This is a genomic window from Paenibacillus sp. FSL R7-0210, assembly GCF_038009085.1.
Taxonomy (GTDB): Bacteria; Bacillota; Bacilli; order Paenibacillales; family Paenibacillaceae; genus Paenibacillus_AQ; species Paenibacillus_AQ silagei.
This window is the reverse complement of the sequence record NZ_JBBPAR010000001.1, coordinates 5,994,412-6,013,609: the sequence shown is the minus strand read 5'-3', so window position 1 is coordinate 6,013,609 and position 19,198 is coordinate 5,994,412. Positions and strand designations below refer to the sequence as shown.

Here is a 19,198-nt window from a genome sequence, read left to right as displayed (position 1 = left end):
CAGGGTGCGCCGCGTCGGCCAAATGTAATCGAAAAACCGACCACAATTGGACAGGGTGCGCCGCGTCGGCCAAATGTAATCGAAAAACCGACTACAATTGGACAGGGTGCGCCGCGTCGGCCAAATGTAATCGAAAAACCGACTACAATTGGACTGGGTGCGCCGCGTCGGCCAAATGTAATCGAAAAACCGATCACAATTGGCCCGGACGCGCTTCGTCGGCTAAATGTGGTCGAAAAACCGACCACATTTAGCGCGGTGGAGGTGCGTGGGCTGCCGAGAACAGGCGCATGTTGGTATGAGCGGGTATGGCGGAGGCAGAGTCAGCGGATATAGCAAAAAGGCATCCGGGAGGGCGTAGGGTTACGCTCTAACGGGTGCCTTTATGTTAATTAAATGGTTGGAGAAGCGATGGGCCGGGGGCTTAGCCTTCCAGCAGCAGGGATTCCGGGTCCTCCAACAATTCCTTGACTCTGACCAGGAAGCTGACCGCTTCTGATCCGTCCACGATCCGGTGATCGTAGGACAAAGCGATGTACATCATCGGACGGTTGACCGTGCGCTCCTCATCCAGCGCGATGGGGCGCAGCTGGATCTTGTGCATGCCGAGAATGCCGACCTGCGGGGTATTGAGGATTGGTGTGGACAGCAGGGAGCCGAACACTCCGCCGTTCGTGATTGTGAAGGTACCGCCCTGAAGCTCCGGCAGGCTGAGCGTATTGGCGCGCGCCTTGGAGGCCAGTTCGCCGATACGCCGCTCGATCTCTGGGAAGCTAAGCCGGTCGGCATCGCGGACGACGGGTACGACCAGGCCTTCCTTGGCAGCTACGGCAATGCCGATGTCGTAATATTTCTTCAGCAGGAGATCTTCTCCGTCGATCTCGGCGTTCAGCATCGGGTAAGCCTTGAGCGCCCCGATGACAGCCTTGGTGAAGAAGGACATGAAGCCGAGTCCGACCTCGTGCTTCTCCTTGAAGGCATCCTTGCGGCGCTTGCGGATGTCGAGAATGGCCGTCATGTCCACCTCGTTGAAGGTGGTCAGCATCGCGGCCGTCTGCTGCGCTTCGACCAGGCGGCTGGCAATCGTCAGCCGCCGCCGCGACATGCGCTTGCGCTCGGTGGCTTTGCCGTCCTCGGCGTGCGGTGCCTTGCCCGCTGCCGGCGGCGCGGGCTTCGCCGGCTCCGGCCGCACGGCCGCCGGAGCTGCTGGCGCAGCGGCCTGCGGCCCGGCTGCGCCATGACCATCCACATCAGCCTGACCGATCCGGCCGATAGGGTCGCGGGCACTGACCTCGCCGAGGTCGATGCCCCGCTCCCGCGCCAGCTTGCGCGCCCCCGGCGAAGCCAGGGCCGCAGTGCCTGCCGCCGCACCTTCGGCGGCGGCTGGAGCCGTTACCGCAGCGGCCGGTTCAGCCGCTGCGGCACTTGCGGCAGCAGCAGGCGCGCTGCCGCTCTGCGGAGCACTATCTGCTGCAGGCTTGCCCCCGCTGGCAGCACCTGCCCCGGCGGCGCTGCCGATGATGCCGATGGCTTCGCCAACGGCAACGTTCTCGCCCGCCTGGCGCAGGATGGAGGAGATGACGCCGTCCTCCTCCGCACTGATCTCGAGATTGACCTTGTCGGTCTCAAGCTCGGCAAGCACATCTCCCTGGCCGACAGTGTCGCCTTCTTTAACCAGCCATTTGTAGATCGTTCCTTCGGAAATCGATTCGCCCAAATCGGGTACTTTTATCTCGGACACAGGCCGTACCTCCCCAAATATAGTGGTGTGCGTGATATCGGATGACCGCCTTGCTGTGCTCAGGAAGACGGTACAGGTGCTTGCACTGCAGCATTCAATTTCAGGGCTTCCCGGACAATGCGCCGCTGCTCGAAGCTGTGGACATCTGCGTAGCCGCTAGCCGGACTGGAACGGTCCGGACGGCCGATATACTGGACAGTGACCTTCTGCGGTGCGATGGCGCGCAGCCGGGATTCGGCATACGTCCACCCGCCCATATTCTTCGGTTCTTCCTGCACCCAGACGATCTCCTCCAGAGAGCTGAAGCTGCTCAGGTGAGCGCCAAGCTCACGTTCCGGGAACGGATAGAGCTGTTCCATGCGCAAAATGTGCAGCCAGGAGAAGTCCTGTCCGCGCGTTGCCTCCAGTTCCGTCTGCAGGTCGATGGCCACCTTGCCGCTGCATACCACGAGGCGCTTCACGGCTTCCGGCTTACTGCCGAGCAGCGGCTCAGGAAGAACCGGCTGGAAGGTGCCCGAAGCGAGGTCCGCTCCGGCTGAGGTGCTGCGCGTGTTACGGATCAGGCTCTTCGGCGCCATGACCACCAGCGGCCGGGCATCCGGTTGTCCGCAGAGCGCGGCCTGACGGCGGAGCAGATGGAAATACTGCGCAGCGCTGGTCAGGTTGGCTACAGTCCAGTTCTCCTCGGCGGAGAGCTGGAGGAACCGTTCCATTCGGCCGCTGGAGTGCTCTGGTCCTTGGCCTTCATAGCCATGAGGCAGCAGGATCGTCAGATTGCTGCGCTGCGTCCACTTGGCACGGCCGGCGGAAATGAACTGGTCGATAATGACCTGAGCGGCATTGGCGAAGTCGCCATATTGAGCCTCCCAGATGACGAAGGTCTCCGGTGCGAACACGTTATAACCATATTCGAAGCCGAGGACAGAGGCCTCGGACAGCGGACTGTTGTAGACGCCGAAGGAAGCGCTGGAATCACTCAGCTGATGCAGCGGAGAATAGAGTTCGCCGTTCTCGCTGTCATGCAGCACCAGATGGCGGTGGGCGAAGGTGCCGCGCTGTGAATCCTGTCCGCTGAGGCGGATCGGCGTGCCATCCTTCAGGATGGTAGCGAAGGCCAGTGTCTCTGCCAGCGCCCAGTCTACCCGCTCTCCGTCATTCAGCGCATCCTTGCGGCGCTGCAGAATCCGTTCCAGCTTCGGATAGACCTTGAAGCCCGCCGGTACGCGCAGCAGCTCGCGGTTAATCTCCTGCAGACCGGCCAGAGGGAAGGCTGTCGGACGCTGCTGGGGACTGCCGTTATCCAGCGCGACGGCGGTTTTGGACTCCGCATTCTTCTGCTTGCCTTCCTTCATCTGATCGAAGGCCTGCTGGAGGACACTCTCCGCCTCGGCAATCATGTTCTTCAGATCATCGGCTGTGATTACCTTCTCGCGCTCCAGGCGTTCTGCATAAGCGCGGTACACAGTAGGGTGGTTCCGCACTTTGCCGTACACAATCGGCTGGGTCGTCTCGGGATCATCCATTTCATTATGTCCGTGGCGGCGGTAGCCGATCAGATCAATCAGGAAGTCCTTCTTGAACATATGGCGGTAAGCGCTGGCCAGACGGACTGCGGCAATGCAGGCTTCCGGGTCATCGGCATTGACATGCACGACCGGAATCTCATACCCTTTGGCCAGGTCGCTGGCATAATGGGTGGAGCGGGAATCCTCGCTCTCGGTGGTGAAGCCGATCCGGTTATTGACGATAATATGCACGGTACCGCCATTCTGATAACCCTGCAATTTGCCGATATTAAGCGTCTCAGCGACAATGCCTTCGCCAGGGAAGGCTGCATCGCCGTGCATCAGCACAGCCATAGCCTTGCTTGTGTTCAGCTTAGGCAGTCCCGGAGCGTTGCGTTCTTCCTGTGCGGCGCGTGTGAAGCCCTCGACGACAGGATTGACGAATTCAAGATGGCTCGGGTTATTGGCCAGCGTGATCCGGGTACGCACGGTCTCGCCTTCGCGGACGGCACGGTCAGCCCCGAGATGGTACTTCACATCACCGCTCCACCCGTAGGTCACGCCCATGGAGCCTTCCGAAGGGAACAGCTCTTTGTTCGGCGAATGATGGAACTCTGAGAAAATAATATCATAAGGCTTGCCCAGAATATGGGCCAGCACATTAAGTCTTCCGCGGTGGGCCATACCCATCAGGATATGCTCGGCGCCGTCATGCGCGGCAGCCCGCACAATCTCATCCAGCATCGGCACAAGGGCATCATTGCCCTCCAGGCTGAAGCGCTTTTGGCCGACGAAGGTCTTGTGCAGGAAGGTCTCGAAATGCTCCACCTGAACCAGCCGCTTCAGCAGCTCTTTGCGTTCTGTATTATTCAGCGGGGCAGGGGAGGTCATCGATTCCGCCTGGCTGTTGAGCCAACGCAGCTCGCGTTCATCATGCACATGCCCGAATTCATAAGCAATGGTCTGTGTATAGGCCTGGCGCATTCTGTGGACGGCATCCATTGCGGTATGCACATCCGCAGGGGCATTATCCCAGATCAGCGAAGCGGGCAGGGCATTAAGATCCTCGCGGGTAAGCTCGTAGGTCTCCAGCTCCAGCCATTTGGCCATCGGGTTCGTGCTGCGCTCCAGCGGGTCAATGTCTGCGGCCATATGGCCATATATTCGAATATTGGCGATCAGCTTCGAGGCCTTGACAGCCTTCTTGAGCCACTCGGCATCTGCTGATACGGCAGGCCTTGGAGCCCTCTCGGCATCGGGTGCCAGTGGAGGGGGGCCGGATACGGTGAAGAGATCGCGGTAATGCTGTTCAACAGAAGAGGGGTCCTTGACAAATTGCTCATATCTTTCTTGGATGTAGCCCAGGTTGGGGCCGTAGTATTTGCTCCATACTGTGTCGTTATAGGGCTCTTTGACTGCCATGAATAGGTCCTCCTAACGGATAAACTCCACGCGAGGCATCCAGTGTGCCACTTGGCGGAGCTGCAAATGTTTGCGGTTTCATTCTCATCCTATTGTGCTACTTTCCGGCGGGGTAATCAATTCATACTTTCGGTCAATCCGTTCGCAATTTGGCATGATTCATTACAGTATTCATACGGAACTATCATAAATAGAAAAAACTCATATAACAGCCCGTTATACATACAAATGGGTAATTGTCTCTATACGATGTTGCGTGCAGCGGTAAGTCGGGGCGGATGGGGTTCCCTTTAGTATATTTAAACTATTAGCTAGTGTTTGAACTTGGAACTGGAAATATTTATACAAGCCGCTGGCAATTTCAGCTAAGTTTCCTCACATTTTTTCATAAAAAAATTCCAGAAAACGACACACTAATTGCGTATGATCTTGTATAATGTTATTGCGGAGAACGGTTTCATCGATTCTTGCCAGATCCTTTCATGATGGAAAGGGTCCAGTAAAAGGTAAACCTGCCGAAAGACAGGGGCACAAAGTCTCGGATCTAAAGTAGAAATACTACAAAGTAGCAATACTACTATGATGGCCGGACTGCCTGGGGACGCGAAAATTCTAGGAGGAGATTTCTTGGATATGTCCAACCAGGGGAATGACGAGCTGCAGGCAGTAGATCTGGATTTAGAATGGGTGCACTTGCTGATGTCTGCCAAGCAGGCGGGGATCGCGGCGGAGGATATCCGCCGGTTTCTAAGTGAGAAGGCGCTCCAGGCGATGTAAGGGCGGTCATCATTGTTCGGATACATACAGAAAAGGCACAGCGTCCGGTACGCTGTGCCTTTTCTGTATGCCGCTTGAAAGGCTGCCTTCGCCGAAGGCGGCCTCCCTGCCGTGCGGAGTCTTCCCTGTGGCATATAATGCCCGTCTAGTTGTCCTTTTGTTCCATGCGCCATTTCTGGTAATCGAGGAATTCCTTGAATTCGCGTTTGCTTATACCGGAGGCCATGGCCTCCTGAACAAGCCGGAACCATTCCCCGTCCAGAGCCTGTTCTTCCGTCTCTGCCAGTCCGCCATACAACAGTGCATGAATGGATACCTGAAGCGCGTCAGCGATTTTTTCGATGAATTGAATGGAGGGGTTGGATTGAATGTTCCGTTCCACATTACTGAGGTATGATTTCGCCACATCAGCCTTATCGGCAAGCTCGGATAACGAATAGCCCTTCTCCAGCCGGAGTTTGTGGATGCGGCTTCCCATAGTATCTGACACGATTACAACGCCCTCCGTACTTTTTTTGGTGAAAAATAAGAAGTGATATGCTTCGCGCTATACATTCTCCTTATCTTTCTCGTTGAAACGGTACCGCCCGTTCAAAGGCCGGCAAAGCCGTTTTCTCTTGTCAGTATAACAAAAATCCGCAAAACGGACAAAAATCCTTGAACCCGGCAGCGGGGAAAAAGAAACGGCATACCCGGCCCGGATGAGGGAGGATATGCCGTCTTGATGGATTGTTGAAACGCTGCCTTCCTAATAAAAGGACGGCAAAGCTATTTTCACTTGTATAGGCTGGCCCCTGATCTACTTGGCTTCTCCCACTCCTTGAAGAGCATCGAAGGTCCAGTTCAGAGCTAAGCCGTCACCCTGGAAAATGTTCTGATCGAGCGTGTTGTCTACGAATTCGAAGGCGATCTTGAAGGTCTTGGACCCGGCGGCGGCAATCCCTCCTGGCAGTACACCTACTGCTACGAGATCGTAGCTGGGGGTGTTTTTCAGATCCTTCAGGGAGATCTCGGACAGCACATGACCGCTTAGTGAACCGCCGGTGTACGTATTATCCAGGAGCTTGACCTTGAAGTGGTCTCCGAGATCCTGGCCCGCGTTATCGCCCTTGGCATCGGTCACGGTGTAAGTGGTGGCAAGCTTGAGGAATTTGATATCCAGTGTGCCGTCATTGGACAAGGTGAAGGTGCGGACGGTGTAGTCTCCCGGCTTCAGATTCGTCAGCGCTACCGGAGTATTGAAGGAAGAGCCGAGCTTCAGCGTACCCGCTGCGAAGGTTGCCGTGCTGGTAGCTGTGGAGCTGAAGTAAGCGAAGGTGCCCCCGCCGATTAAAGACAAGCCCAGTGCTGCCGATGCTACGCCAAGACCCAATGTTTTTTTGATACCCATTATTTATTTCCTCCTCGAATGGTTTGTTTTTGTGGAATTATTTGAGCGTGCCTTTTTCCTGGTTGGCTTCGAAATTCAGAGTCAGTGCAAGCGTGTCGCCCTGATAATAGTTCTGCGGCTGGAGGGTCTCCTTGAAGGCGAATTGGATGGTCAGGTTATCCGAGGTGCCGGCTTTGATGCCGGACTTCTCTCCGCCTAAGATCGCTCCGAGAATTCCCCGGGCCACCAGATCGGGACTCTCCTGCTCCAGATCGGCCAGCGAGATGACCAGGAGCGGCGATTCCTTCTTATCCTTGTTCACGAGGAAGGTCACAATAATATCATCCTTGAAATTATGGGAGCCGTTGTCTCCCTGGGCGTCTGTAATGGCCGATGAGGTGCGCAGTACCACTTTGGGAATATTGAGCGTCCCGTCATTTTTAAGTTTGAAGTCCCGTAAGACCGTATCACCCGGCTTGAGATTGCTGAGATTAACAATGACGGAGGGGTCAGATTGCAGTGATAGGGTTCCGTTGTTAAAAGAAGCTGAGGAAGTAGAAGTGCTGCTGAAGTAAGCGAAGGTGCCTCCGCCGACCAGGGTTAAGCCTAATGCTGCCGATACAACGCCGAGACCTAATGTTTTTTTGACGTTCATTTGTTCATCCCTCTCTTATGAGTCTGCTTTGTGCATAGCCGGTGCTTCCGGCAAGCTGTATTGTGGCTCCGCGTTTCGTAAACGGGAGAGGACAATTGATCATTGTACGAGATCAGTCAGAGTATCCGGCCCGCCGCTGCTGGCTGCGGATGACGGGGCATTCTTCTTTTCCAGTGCTGCAACGGCCTTCCAGGAAGAATACAGCGCGTAGAGAAGCAGGAGCAGTCCGGGAATAATCATCAGCACTACGCTTCCGGCTTTGGAGACTGCGAAGCTCATGGCATAGCCCACATAGGGGACGGTCACGCCGGTGTACTCACCTACCACATTCGTGGAACTGACGGCTGCGGTGTCGGCTGAATCATTATTGTCGCCCTTGGTGGTGTAGCTGGCTTCCCCCAGAGCACTGTTCAGCTCGGCATCGACCACGCGGTGGGTAATCAGAATATTATCGGGATTCAGAAAAGTGATCACATCGCCCTTCTGGAACCGGGTCATATCCCCGCCCGGCTTAATGGCCACAATGGAACCGGTCTGGATGCCGGGCTCCATGGAGCCGGATAATACCGTCTTGATCTGGTAGCCGAAGAAGGAGGGCTCGCCGCCGGAGGCTTTGGAGATGACAACGGCTGTGATTAGCACCAGGAACACTATAAGAATCAGAGTGGAAATTATCGTATTGACTATTTTTCGGATGCGCATCTTATTCGCCGCCTTTGCTGGGTTCAGATTGTGGAGCCGGTGTAGCTGTAGGAGCAGGTTGCGCGCCGTCCATTACAGTGCCTGGAATTACGCTGCCGGGTAATGGATCTGGAGTTGCTTCCGGTAAAAGAATCTCAGTCGCCGGAGTGGCAGTGGGAATAACCTCTGCTGCTGCTGAAGCTGTGGGGACTGGATTGTCCTCTACAGGCGCTGCGGGAGCAGGATCCTCTCCCGGCTGGCTTTTGTCAGGAAGACTGGTTGCGGCCGGCTGGTTCTGTGCTTGTTCATGCTCCAGCTTCAGCGCTTCGTCAGCAGCCTTCTGCTTCTCTATGGCGAGCCGCTGGGCTTCCTCCGCTCTGGTTTTATCGGCCTTTTCAAGCGCCAGGCGTTCCTCTTCCTCTTGCTGTGCCTTCGCTTTGTCCTCAAGGGTTGTTTTGGCTTCAGCGATTTCTGTGAGCCGCTCCTGTAAGGTATGGATTGTGGAGAACAGGGTATCCTTTGACGCCGTTAATTCGGTATTCAACTGCTCATACGTGGCTAGCAGCGCGGGGGATACCTGCGAATCTGCTTGGTAGGCGCTGGTTACGAATGAGAGGATAGGCTCTTCAGCAGGGAAGCTGTAGTCATCCTGCCGGAGCAAGACGCGGTCCGGATTGCCGGTGGGCAAGGATCCGCCGATATCATGAATCGAGCCAAGATACTGCACAATTCCGCTTAACGTCTCTGCCAGCGATTCCGACAGAATCCCGCTTTGATGAAGGCTCTCTTGAATCTGGTCGAAGAACTGGGCATCACGGATTTCCAGACAGTTAGGATCGAGGTTCACCATATATCCTCCAAGCTTGTGCAGAATGGCCGCTGCATTGCCAATTTCCTGCAGAATGTGTTGCCAGACCGTCCCATTGAAGCTCAGCTGCTTCTCCAGCAGGTCGATCTCGCTGCCAGCTTGAGTGAGCTCGGACGAGAGTTCATCCGCAGCCTGATCCAGCTCTGCAAGCGACAGCTCTCCGGCAGCGACTGAGGTGTTATACACTCCGCTGATGCTATGGCTGCCAAGGGAAGCTTTCAGCTCTATGACGGTGTTTAGATGCCCGCTGAATTCCGACAACAACTGCTCAATCTGACCCGGGAAAACCGAGCACAGCCCGATGGAGCTGATCTGTTCCTGGGAGGTGTTGAACTCTCCATAGGTGCTGCCGATCTGGCCTGAGGTGTACATCAGGAGCACAGATACGGCCATACCCGATTGCAGAATCCGCAGGCCGAGCTTCCTGGTTTTCCGTTTGCGCCGCTTGGCAGATCTGGGGTACATAGCTAAGCCCCCTCTCGAGTTGCTAATGAATAATTCGTTATATTCGTTCTTAATAAAGAACGATATCGTAAGCAAATCATACACTGTGCTGCTGAGAAAAGAAAAATGTTATTTTCAGCGGAATGTTCGCAATAAAGTACGAAATGTATGAGATATCTCGTTTTATCTGACGATATCGCTGTTTTTCACGAATGTTCTTTATAAAGAACGGTCGGCGAGCGTGGCTGGGAGGAGCGGAGAAAGGTGAGGGAGAGATAAAGTGCATAGGAGTTATCGCTGATAGTGGGCGGGAGGTGGAAATGAGGGGCATTAGTGCCCCTGAATGGGGCAAAAGTCGGCGGCGAGCGGGAATGAGGGGCATAAGTGCCCCTGAATGGGGCGAAAGTGGGCGGTAGGCGGAAATGAAGAGCACAAGTGCCCCTGAATGGGGCAAAAGTCGGCGGTAGGCGGAAATGAAGAGCACAAGTGCCCCTGAATGGGGCAAAAGTGGGCGGTAGGCGGAAATGAAGAGCATAAGTGCTGTTAGTGTTAACCGTGGACACCCGTTAAGAGAATAGAGATAATAAGCTTAACGAGGAGGTGTCCCCATGAGTGGAACACGGAGAAGCTACAATGAAGAATACAAAAGACAGACCGTAAAGTACATCCAGGAGCAGACGAAAACGGTGGCGGAACTGGCCCTGGAACTGGATGTCCCCGCCAAAACGTTGCATAAATGGCTAGGACAGTACCGGCAGTTTGAGAATGAGCCCATCGTGACTCCAGACAAATACAGAGAGCTGGAACGTCAACTGAAGGAGCGGGAGCAACAACTCGCAGAGCTGACAGAGGAGATGGCAATCCTAAAAAAAGCCGTGCACATCTTCAGCAATCCAAAGAACTGAGATTTCAGTTTATTGAAGATCATCGCTCCGAGTTCCGCGTGGAGAAGATGTGCAATGTCTTTCAGGTGTCCCGGAGCGGGTACTACAAATGGAGAACAGCAAAGCCCAGCCCTCAAGCCAGCCGCAAAACCTTGTTGCTGAAGCGGATTGCCTATCATTTTCATGACTCTAAGGGTCGCTATGGCAGCCCCAAAATCAAGGTTCTCCTAGAGCGTGAAGGGCACCAGGTCAGTGAACGCACGGTAGGCAAGTACATGAAAGAACTGGGTCTGCGCTCTTGTGTCGCAAAGAGATTTCGCGTATGCACCACCGACTCCAACCATCCGTTACCCATTGCCCCCAACCTGTTAAACCAGCAATTTCACACGGAAAAGCCGAACCAGACGTGGGTGGCGGATATCACCTACATTCCCTGCCGGGAAGGACGAATGTACTTGGCGAGTGTGCTGGACCTGTGTACCCGGGAGATTGTCGGCTGGCGGCTTAGCGACCGGATGACCACTGACCTCGTACAAGGCGCTCTGGACGCTGCCTACAAGGCCAAACGCCCCGGGAAGGGCTTAATTCACCATTCGGATCGAGGCTCCCAGTACGCCTCGGAAGACTACCGGGAACGCCTAAAGACGTACCAGATGACGGCAAGCATGAGCCGCAAAGGGAACTGTTATGATAACGCCTGTATCGAATCTTTTCACAGCCTCTTAAAAAAAGAGTTGGTGTACTGGAATCGATTTAAAACGAAGCAACAGGCGTATGATGCCATTTTCCAGTACATTGAATTTTTCTACAACCGCAAACGAATCCATGGGGCGCTCGGTTACGTTTCTCCGGTTCAGTTTGCAGCCACATTTAAGCGAACAACGATGTAGTTGCTGTCTACTTTCTTGACAGGAGTCCAAAGTGCCCTTGAATGGGGCAAAAGTGGGCGGCGAGCGGAAATGAGGAGCATAAGTGCCCCTGAATGGGGCGAAAGTGGGCGGCGAGCGGAAATGAGGGGCACAAGTGCCCCTGAATGGGGCAAAAGTGGGCGGCGAGCGGGAATGAGGAAAGTAATCGGACTCAATGTATGCGAAAAACCGAACACAATCGGTCAGCGGGAGGCGTGTGGGCCGAATGTATGCGAAAAACCGAATACAATTCGGATGCTGCACCAGTTGGCTAAACGATAGGGTTAGCGTATTTCGACACAAAGAAGGTACTGTCCATACAAGGACAGTACCTCTCGACTATCGCTGAACCTGAACCTGTTCAATCATGTAATTTCCAGTAAAATTCAATCTCAAGGAAGCTTCTCCCCGCGGGAGGTGACGTACAGCTCATACCATTCCTTGCGGGAGAGCTCTAGCTGGTCTGCGTCTGCACAGGCAGCGATCCGCAGCGGATTCACGGTGCCAATGATGGGCTGGATGGCTGCGGGATGGGTCATCAGCCAAGCCAGCACGATAGCCTCGGGCGTTGTGCCCTTCTCGTTAGCAAGCCTCTGTACCATGGCTGCTGTATTCACAACATTCTCCGGCAGGCCTTCAAGCGGCCGTCCGCTGAAGAGTCCCTGGGCCAGGGGGCCCCAGGCCTGGAGCTGGATGTTCCCGGCGCGGCAATACTCCATGGTGCCCTCCGGGAATGTAATGTCCTTCCACGGGTCGCGGTTCACGCTGAGTACGGCGTCGACCCAGCTGATCCGGGACAGGCTCATATGCAGCTGGTTGACAATGAACGGCTCGTCGCAATAAGTCTGTAACAGCTGGATCTGGGCGGCGCTCATGTTGGAGACGCCGAAGTGGCGCACCTTGCCGGAGGCCTTGAGCTGATGGAGTACTTCCGCCACCTCTTCAGGGTCCATTAACGGGTCGGGGCGGTGCAGCAGCAGAATATCAATATACTCTGTGCCCAGCCGTGCGAGAGTTCCATCGACGCTGGACAGAATGTGCTCCCTGGAGAGGTCGAAGCTATTGGAGATATCGCCTGGCTCCATCAGCTTGATGCCGCATTTTGACTGGAGGAGAATGTCCTCGCGCAGCCCCGGCCGCTCCTTGAAGATCTGCCCGAACACCTTCTCCGCCTTGCCCCGGGTATAGATATCCGCATGGTCAAAAAAATTAATACCTATAGACAGCGCCGCATCCAGCGCCTCGTGTCCCTGCTTTATGTTCGCAGCCGTGACCGGTTCACGGTCCCACCCGCCGCCCAGCCCCATGCAGCCCAGGGCGATACGGCTGGCAGGTATGCCGCGCCGGTTAAGGGGTAACGCTCTCAGCAATGTGATCCCTCCATACCATTAAGCTTGTAAATGCTCCGATGATACTACCGGAAAAGCATACACCTTTAGAACCCGGTGTGGTATCTCTTGTCGCTGGAGGAGCGGTGCTTCGTGGTCTCTTTATCCTTCTCTTCCTCCTTCTCAAGTGTCAGGTCCTCTACGGGTATCGGGTCCACATGCTGCTCGCTCTCATCTACATCGAACAGGCTGGGCTTGTCTGTAGGGTATTGCTCCGGGTGGTCACGCTCGTCTCTGATCGGCTTTTTATCATCGCTCATAGCGGCTTCACTTCCCTTTCCAGAGTATCCGCCAGGGCGGGGCCGGCACACCGCACGAATACAAACTGTGGTACAGCCGGATGCCCAAGCCGCTCGCCAGCGGTTTGCTCCAAATATAAGAATTTATATGTTGCACACGATAACTTATCCTTCTATTTCTCGCTGAAACGGTACCGCCCTTTAAAAGGTCGGCAAAGCCGTTTCCACTTGCTAATAAACACATATCGTCTTCGCTAAACAATCACATCGGCTATCTACTTCTTTTAGTCTGCGATAATCGGTCTGCCGATATCATTCATTTTGCGGACGGCTACATCCTCATACAGGCGCTTCAGCCATTTCAGCTCGGTCTGGCTATGCTCATATCTGCCGTACATCATATGCAGCACCGAGCGGGGCACGATGGAGATATGCTCCTCGTATACTTGGTAGGCATAATTCACCTGATGCTCCGCCTCCCGGATGCGTTCCTCCAGCAGCTTCGCCACCTTGCCCTGGTCGATATGACGCGCGAGGGCCAGGGCCATGTACAGCGGATGATAGGGCGGATCACTTTTTTTAATCTGCTGGAGAATGAGCTGCTCCATCAATTCTTTGCCTTTATCCGTAATGCGGTAGATGGTCTTATCCGGCCGGTCCGGGCTGTGGATAATCTCTACCGCCTCGATATGGCCGCCTGCGGCCAGCTTGTCAACGGCATAATATAAGGAACCGGTCTGCAGCTTGATGACTTGATCCATGGAGCGTTCCTTCATGACAAGGGTGATCTCGTAGGGATGCATATCCCGCTCCAGCAGGAGTCCCAGAATCAGCAGCTTCATCGGCATGGGCTTACCGCTGACCTTGATTTGTACCGTGCTGGCTACCCTGCGGCAGCAGACGGTCCTTCGGCATCAGCAGGACGAAGACCACGGTAAGCACCGCCGGAACTATAGCCCACAAGAAGGTATGCGAGATCGACGAAGACAGTGAATTCGTGATTTTCTCCAGTACAGGCGGCGGAATCTGCGCTCTGGCCTCGGGCGTCAACGCGGAACGCGGGTCGCCGAAGGAAGCGGCCTGGCCGCTGTCTCCGAAGGCTGTACTAAGCTCGGAGGCGAAGTGGTTACGCTGGATAATGCCGAAGATCGTTATCCCCAGCGTCATTCCGAGCGAGCGCATGAAGGTACTGGTGGACGTTGCCGAGCCGCGCTGGCGCATGTCGAAATGCTGGATCGAAGACAGGCTGAGCACGGAGAAGGAGAAGCCGACTCCGAAGCCGGTCAGGGCCATGAAGGCATTAAGCGCCATTCGGGAGGTCTCCGGGGTCAATGTGCTGAGGGAGTAGATCCCGCCTACGAAGCAGACTGCTGACAGCAGCATGATGTTGCGGAAGCTCGTTTTGGTGGTAAGCAGGCCGCCGGACTGGCTGCCGATTACGGTACCGATCATCATCGGCATCAGAATCAGGCCGGAGTTGGTGGCCGAGCCGCCGTATACCCCCTGGACGTAGATCGGGATATATACCGTTGCTACGATGAATGCCGAACCATAGAACAGCCCCAGGATACTGCTGGTTGCGAACAGGCGCCCCCGGAACATGGCGAAGGAGATGACCGGCTCTGCCGCGAATTTTTCAATGACAATGAAGGCGATCAGAAGCACGGCGAACGCAGCGAACAGTCCGAGAATAGCCGCAGAATCCCAGGCATACTGGTTACCGCCAAGCTCCAGGGCGAACATCAGGCAGATAATCCCTGCCACCAGGGTGAAGGCGCCGCCCCAGTCAATCCGCTGCTTGGAATGCGATATGGATTCCTTGTAGGAGGTCATAATAAGGAAGAACGAGACAATCCCGATGGGCAGGTTAATATAGAAAATCCAGTGCCAGCTCATATATTCGGTGATATAAGCACCAAGCAGAGGCCCAATCACACTGGAGATCCCGAAGACAGCGCCGAAGAGTCCGGTGAGCTTGCCTCTTTTCTCAGGCGGGAAGATGTCGAAGACAATCGTGAAGGCAATCGGCATCAGTGCACCGCCGCCAATCCCTTGAATCGCACGGTAAATACTGAGCTGGGTAATGCTCGCCGACGTTCCGCACAGGGCGGAGCCAATCAGGAACACGATAAGCCCGAAGATGAAAAACCGCTTGCGCCCGTACATATCGGACAATTTGCCGAAGATCGGGGTGCCGGCCATAACCATGACCATATAAGCAGAGGTGACCCAGACGATTTTATCCAGTCCTCCAAGATCGGACACAATCGTGCCCATAGCTGCGGCAACAATGGTATTATCCATGGCCGACATCAGAATGCCGAGCAGCAGTCCGACAATGACGAGCTTGAGATTACTTTCTTTGGTGTGCATGTTAAGCTCCTTTATGTTTAAAATTCAATGGAATTTTATTATATTCAAATTTGAATAGGGTGGCAATTGTTTTTTTTAGGAGGACAGACGGGTTGGGATCTGCTTGGGAACTTGCATGCGTGTACTTGGTATTCCTTATCGGCCGGTCCTTTATTCCAGCTGCAATAGGGCAAAATATCTGAAGGAGGGGCGGAGGGCGCTTGTCCGCTAAGGTCTTGACATACCCATGGGGGGTATATTATATTGGTACATAAGGAGGTTGATTCCTGTGTCTACAAATGAGAAGGACCCTGCCGGACAGGATTTCGCCGAAGCCTGCCATTCTTCTGCAGCATCCGGCGGCCGCAAGAGTCATCATTCCCCGGAATTCAAGAACGGGCTGACGACCCGGCTGAACCGGATTGAAGGGCAGATCCGCGGTGTGAAAGGCATGATTGAACGCGATACCTACTGTGATGATGTGCTGAATCAGCTGGCGGCGGTGCAGGCGGCCCTGAACAGTGTCGGCAAGCTGCTGCTTGAAGGCCACATGAAGAGCTGTATTATTGAACGGATCGAAGCCGGTGAGCATGAGGTGATTGACGAGCTGCTGGTCACGGTGAACAAGCTGATGAAATAAAGGTGGGGCCTGGAGAAATGGAACGGTGAAGATCACCTTTGTAGGGGATTTAATAGTTCAAGTTCTCAAAGGTCTGATTGTACTTAGTGCAATAGAATTCCTGCTAAACAATCCAAACACCTATTCTATTGTATTCCGTACAATTGAAGTCAGGGAAATAAGGTTAAAGTGCCTAAAAGTTGAAAATCTAATGTACAAAATACAATAGATTCGATTTGGAGGCTGATTTATCCGGTATCTGTTGTACAAAGTACAATCAAGCACAGCCATCCCTTCCTCGCGTATCAAAATCTATATAGCTGGCTGTCGAATATGAACACAAATTATGTGTATATCAACAACAATTAGGAGGTTATTCAAATGTCGAATGTAACACTGAATGTTGAAGGAATGTCCTGCGGTCATTGTGTAAGTGCTGTAGAGAAGGCTGTGAGCGGTGTAGGCGCTGCGGCGAAGGTGGATCTGCCGGCGAAGACGGTGGCGGTTGAATTCGATGAGAATACGGTAAGCCTGGATAAGATCAAGGCCGCTATTGAAGATCAGGGCTACGACGTAGTGTAAGCTAAGGGTTGTAATATAAGGGCTTGGAGCAGGGAACCCTGGGGTACAGGGCCGGGCGCCAATGCCTTTTCTTTTCAAAATAAATATACCCCTTGGGGGTATGCGGAGGTGCATGATGATGGAAAAGAGTGCTGAAGCCCCGGAACAGCAGGCTACCCTGCAGATTACCGGCATGACCTGCTCCGCCTGTGCGGCGCGGATCGAGAAGGGCTTGTCCCGCATGGAGGGGGTATCCCGGGCGAATGTCAATCTGGCGCTGGAGCAGGCTACGGTGGGCTTCGATCCGGCCGTTGCGGATGTGCCGCAGATCGAGGAGAAGATCCGCTCCCTTGGCTACGATACGCTGAAAGAGTCGGCGGATTTCGATATTACCGGGATGACCTGTGCCGCCTGCTCGGCGCGCATTGAGAAGGTGCTGGGACGGATGCCGGGGATCGCGGCCGTCAATGTGAACCTGGCGCTGGAGACTGCGCATGTGGAATATTCGCCGGGCAATGTCAGCACAGCCGAGATTATGGATAAGGTGAGCAGCATCGGCTATAAGGCCGCACTTAAGCAGGACCGGAAGGATATCGCGGAGCAGCGCAGCGAAGAGATTACACGCAAGCGGAATAAGTGGATGCTCTCCGCGTTGTTGTCCCTACCGCTGCTCTGGGCAATGGCAGCTCACTTCTCGTTCACAACCTGGATCTGGACGCCTGAGCTATTCATGAATCCCTGGTTCCAGCTTGTGCTGGCGACCCCGGTTCAGTTCGTGATCGGCTGGCAGTTCTATGTCAGCGCCTATAAGGCGCTGAAGAACGGCAGTGCCAACATGGATGTGCTGGTGGTGCTGGGCACCTCTGCGGCTTATTTTTACAGCCTATACCTGACGATCGATTCCCTGAAAATGAGCGGGATGAACCATACCGTGGAGCTGTACTTCGAGACCAGCGCGGTGCTGATCACGCTGATTCTGGTGGGCAAATGGTTTGAGGCGCTGGCCAAAGGGCGTTCATCAGATGCGATCCGCAGCCTGATGGGGCTGCAGGCCAAGACTGCGCTGGTGCTGCGGGACGGTGCAGAGCTGAGTATTCCCGTCGAGGATGTAGTGATCGGCGATATTGTGCTGGTGAAGCCCGGCACGAAGGTGCCTGTAGACGGTGAAGTCGTAGAGGGGCTATCCTCCGTCGATGAATCCATGCTCACGGGCGAGAGTATCCCGGTAGAGAAAAAGCCGGGGGATTCCGTTATCGGAGCTACGCTCAACAAGAACGGAATGCTGCGGGTTAAAGCCCGCAAGGTCGGCCGCGATACGGCGCTGGCACAGATCATCAGAGTCGTGGAGGAAGCGCAGGGCTCGAAGGCGCCCATTCAGCGGGTTGCCGATGTCATCTCTGGGATCTTCGTGCCGATTGTGGTCGGTATTGCTGCCGTAACGTTTGGTGTCTGGTATATCTGGGGAGCGCCCGGTCAGTTCGCGGAGGCCTTGGAAAAAGCCATTGCGGTGCTTGTCATTGCCTGTCCGTGCGCACTGGGACTGGCGACGCCAACCTCGATTATGGCCGGGTCCGGGCGGGCTGCTGAGTTCGGCATTCTGTTCAAGGGCGGGGAGCATCTGGAAGCTGCGCAGGGCGTGAAGGTAGTGGTTGTGGATAAGACCGGGACCGTGACCAACGGCAAGCCGGTGCTGACCGATATTGTAGCGACTACAGCAATAGCTGCACAAGGCCGGGTGCTTGGCGAGAACCGGCTGCTGGCCATAACAGCGGCTGCGGAGAAGCTCTCGGAGCATCCGCTGGCGGAGGCCATTGTGGCCGGAGCACAGGGCAGAGGAATCGACCTGCCGCCTGCGGGCCAGTTCGAGGCGGTACCGGGGCGCGGGGTGTCGGCGGTAGTGGACGGCCAGAAGGTAAGCGTAGGCACACGGCGGATGATGGTGGAGAACGGGCTGGATATCGAGCCGTGGACAGGGATCATGACCAAGCTGGAGCAGGAAGGCAAAACAGCGATGCTGGTAGCCGTCGATGATGCGGTAGCGGGAGTGATTGCCGTGGCTGACACCATCAAGGAGACCTCACGTGAGGCGGTATCCCGGCTGCATGCCATGGGTATCGAGGTTGTCATGATTACTGGAGACAACAAGATTACGGCCCAGGCAATTGCAGATCAGGCGGGTATCCGCACGGTTCTGGCGGAGGTGCTGCCTGAGGGCAAGGCGGAAGAGATCCGCAGGCTCCAGAGCGGCGGGGTCAAGGTGGCTATGGTCGGCGACGGCATCAACGATGCTCCGGCGCTGGCGACTGCGGATACGGGCATGGCGATCGGCACAGGCACGGATGTGGCGATGGAGGCGGCGGATATTACGCTGATGCGCGGCGATCTGCTGGGCATCCCGGATGCGATCCTGATGAGCCGCAAGACCATGCGCAATATCAAGCAGAATCTGTTCTGGGCGCTGGCCTACAATACGGTCGGAATCCCGATTGCGGCACTGGGCTTCCTGGCGCCCTGGCTGGCCGGAGCCGCGATGGCCTTCAGCTCGGTGTCGGTTGTACTGAATGCGCTGCGGCTACAGCGCGTCAAGCTATAAGAATTATGCGGCCTGCCGCAGCCGGAGTCATCCGGACGGACAGAAGGCCGCAACTCAAAGAATCGCCGGCAAGCATCTGCCGGCGATTCTTTATTTAAATATAAGAATTTATATGTTTTACTCTATAAATTATCCTTCTATTTCTCGCTGAAACGGTACCGTCCTTTAAAAGGACGGCAAAGCCGTTTCCAC

General features: G+C 55.1%; 17 protein-coding genes and 1 riboswitch. Of the genes, 6 read left to right on the top strand and 11 right to left on the bottom strand.

Annotated features, from left to right (window positions below; all coding sequences use genetic code 11):
• Window positions 1–424: 424 nt before the first annotated feature.
• Window positions 425–1,741 carry a 2-oxoglutarate dehydrogenase complex dihydrolipoyllysine-residue succinyltransferase gene (odhB, locus tag MKY64_RS25390; protein WP_340956560.1) on the bottom strand — a complete coding sequence of 439 codons (1,317 nt, stop codon included), beginning with the start codon at window positions 1,739–1,741 and terminating at the stop codon, window positions 425–427.
• Between the two features lie 59 nt (window positions 1,742–1,800).
• A complete protein-coding gene (locus tag MKY64_RS25385; RefSeq protein ID WP_340956557.1) occupies window positions 1,801–4,668 on the bottom strand; it encodes a 2-oxoglutarate dehydrogenase E1 component in 2,868 nt (955 codons plus the stop codon).
• A gap of 495 nt (window positions 4,669–5,163) precedes the next feature.
• Window positions 5,164–5,267, top strand: a riboswitch (cyclic di-GMP riboswitch).
• Window positions 5,268–5,301: 34 nt separating this feature from the next.
• On the opposite strand from MKY64_RS25385, the gene MKY64_RS25380 reads away from it, so the two are divergent.
• Entirely contained in the window at window positions 5,302–5,445 is a 144-nt protein-coding gene (locus MKY64_RS25380; RefSeq protein ID WP_143803895.1) for an anti-repressor SinI family protein, read from the top strand.
• A gap of 145 nt (window positions 5,446–5,590) precedes the next feature.
• Here the strand turns inward: MKY64_RS25380 and MKY64_RS25375 are convergent, their stop codons facing one another.
• From MKY64_RS25375 to MKY64_RS25355, 5 genes are all read right to left on the bottom strand, one after another.
• Window positions 5,591–5,923, bottom strand: coding sequence for a helix-turn-helix domain-containing protein (locus MKY64_RS25375; RefSeq protein WP_036732876.1), 333 nt, complete (start codon window positions 5,921–5,923; stop codon window positions 5,591–5,593).
• 321 nt (window positions 5,924–6,244) lie between these two features.
• On the bottom strand, window positions 6,245–6,835 hold the full coding sequence (locus MKY64_RS25370; protein WP_340956556.1) for a TasA family protein: 591 nt from the start codon (window positions 6,833–6,835) through the stop codon (window positions 6,245–6,247).
• Between the two features lie 37 nt (window positions 6,836–6,872).
• Window positions 6,873–7,469 (bottom strand): TasA family protein, encoded by a 597-nt coding sequence (locus MKY64_RS25365; protein WP_036732870.1) that lies wholly within the window; start codon window positions 7,467–7,469, stop codon window positions 6,873–6,875.
• Window positions 7,470–7,568: 99 nt separating this feature from the next.
• Window positions 7,569–8,171, bottom strand: coding sequence for a signal peptidase I SipW (gene sipW, locus MKY64_RS25360; protein ID WP_340956553.1), 603 nt, complete (start codon window positions 8,169–8,171; stop codon window positions 7,569–7,571).
• Between the two features lies 1 nt (window position 8,172).
• Window positions 8,173–9,483: a hypothetical protein gene (locus MKY64_RS25355; protein ID WP_340956552.1), complete on the bottom strand. Its 1,311-nt coding sequence runs from the start codon at window positions 9,481–9,483 to the stop codon at window positions 8,173–8,175.
• 587 nt (window positions 9,484–10,070) lie between these two features.
• Here MKY64_RS25355 and MKY64_RS25350 point away from each other — a divergent pair.
• Window positions 10,071–10,367, top strand: a complete 297-nt coding sequence (locus MKY64_RS25350) for a transposase (RefSeq protein ID WP_339223802.1) — start codon at window positions 10,071–10,073, stop codon at window positions 10,365–10,367.
• Window positions 10,253–11,236: an IS3 family transposase gene (locus MKY64_RS25345; protein WP_339257364.1), complete on the top strand. Its 984-nt coding sequence runs from the start codon at window positions 10,253–10,255 to the stop codon at window positions 11,234–11,236. The genes MKY64_RS25350 and MKY64_RS25345 overlap by 115 nt, the downstream gene beginning before the upstream one ends.
• 410 nt (window positions 11,237–11,646) lie before the next feature.
• Here MKY64_RS25345 and MKY64_RS25340 read toward each other — a convergent pair whose 3' ends face one another.
• The 4 genes from MKY64_RS25340 to MKY64_RS25325 form a co-directional block, all read right to left on the bottom strand.
• Window positions 11,647–12,624 carry an aldo/keto reductase gene (locus MKY64_RS25340; RefSeq protein ID WP_339253129.1) on the bottom strand — a complete coding sequence of 326 codons (978 nt, stop codon included), beginning with the start codon at window positions 12,622–12,624 and terminating at the stop codon, window positions 11,647–11,649.
• A 65-nt stretch (window positions 12,625–12,689) separates the two neighbouring features.
• Window positions 12,690–12,902, bottom strand: a complete 213-nt coding sequence (locus MKY64_RS25335) for a hypothetical protein (RefSeq protein WP_339253130.1) — start codon at window positions 12,900–12,902, stop codon at window positions 12,690–12,692.
• A gap of 263 nt (window positions 12,903–13,165) precedes the next feature.
• Entirely contained in the window at window positions 13,166–13,729 is a 564-nt protein-coding gene (locus MKY64_RS25330; RefSeq protein WP_036732907.1) for a helix-turn-helix transcriptional regulator, read from the bottom strand.
• Between the two features lie 4 nt (window positions 13,730–13,733).
• The gene (locus MKY64_RS25325; protein WP_340956548.1) at window positions 13,734–15,254 is read right to left on the bottom strand and encodes an MDR family MFS transporter; all 1,521 of its coding nucleotides are present in this window, start codon (window positions 15,252–15,254) and stop codon (window positions 13,734–13,736) included.
• A 268-nt stretch (window positions 15,255–15,522) separates the two neighbouring features.
• On the opposite strand from MKY64_RS25325, the gene MKY64_RS25320 reads away from it, so the two are divergent.
• The 3 genes from MKY64_RS25320 (at window position 15,523) to MKY64_RS25310 (ending at window position 19,006) form a co-directional block, all read left to right on the top strand.
• Window positions 15,523–15,873, top strand: coding sequence for a metal-sensitive transcriptional regulator (locus MKY64_RS25320; protein ID WP_076086814.1), 351 nt, complete (start codon window positions 15,523–15,525; stop codon window positions 15,871–15,873).
• 360 nt (window positions 15,874–16,233) lie between these two features.
• Window positions 16,234–16,434 carry a copper ion binding protein gene (locus MKY64_RS25315; protein ID WP_036732845.1) on the top strand — a complete coding sequence of 67 codons (201 nt, stop codon included), beginning with the start codon at window positions 16,234–16,236 and terminating at the stop codon, window positions 16,432–16,434.
• 118 nt (window positions 16,435–16,552) lie between these two features.
• Window positions 16,553–19,006 carry a heavy metal translocating P-type ATPase gene (locus MKY64_RS25310; RefSeq protein ID WP_340958166.1) on the top strand — a complete coding sequence of 818 codons (2,454 nt, stop codon included), beginning with the start codon at window positions 16,553–16,555 and terminating at the stop codon, window positions 19,004–19,006.
• The last annotated feature ends 192 nt before the right edge of the window (window positions 19,007–19,198 follow it).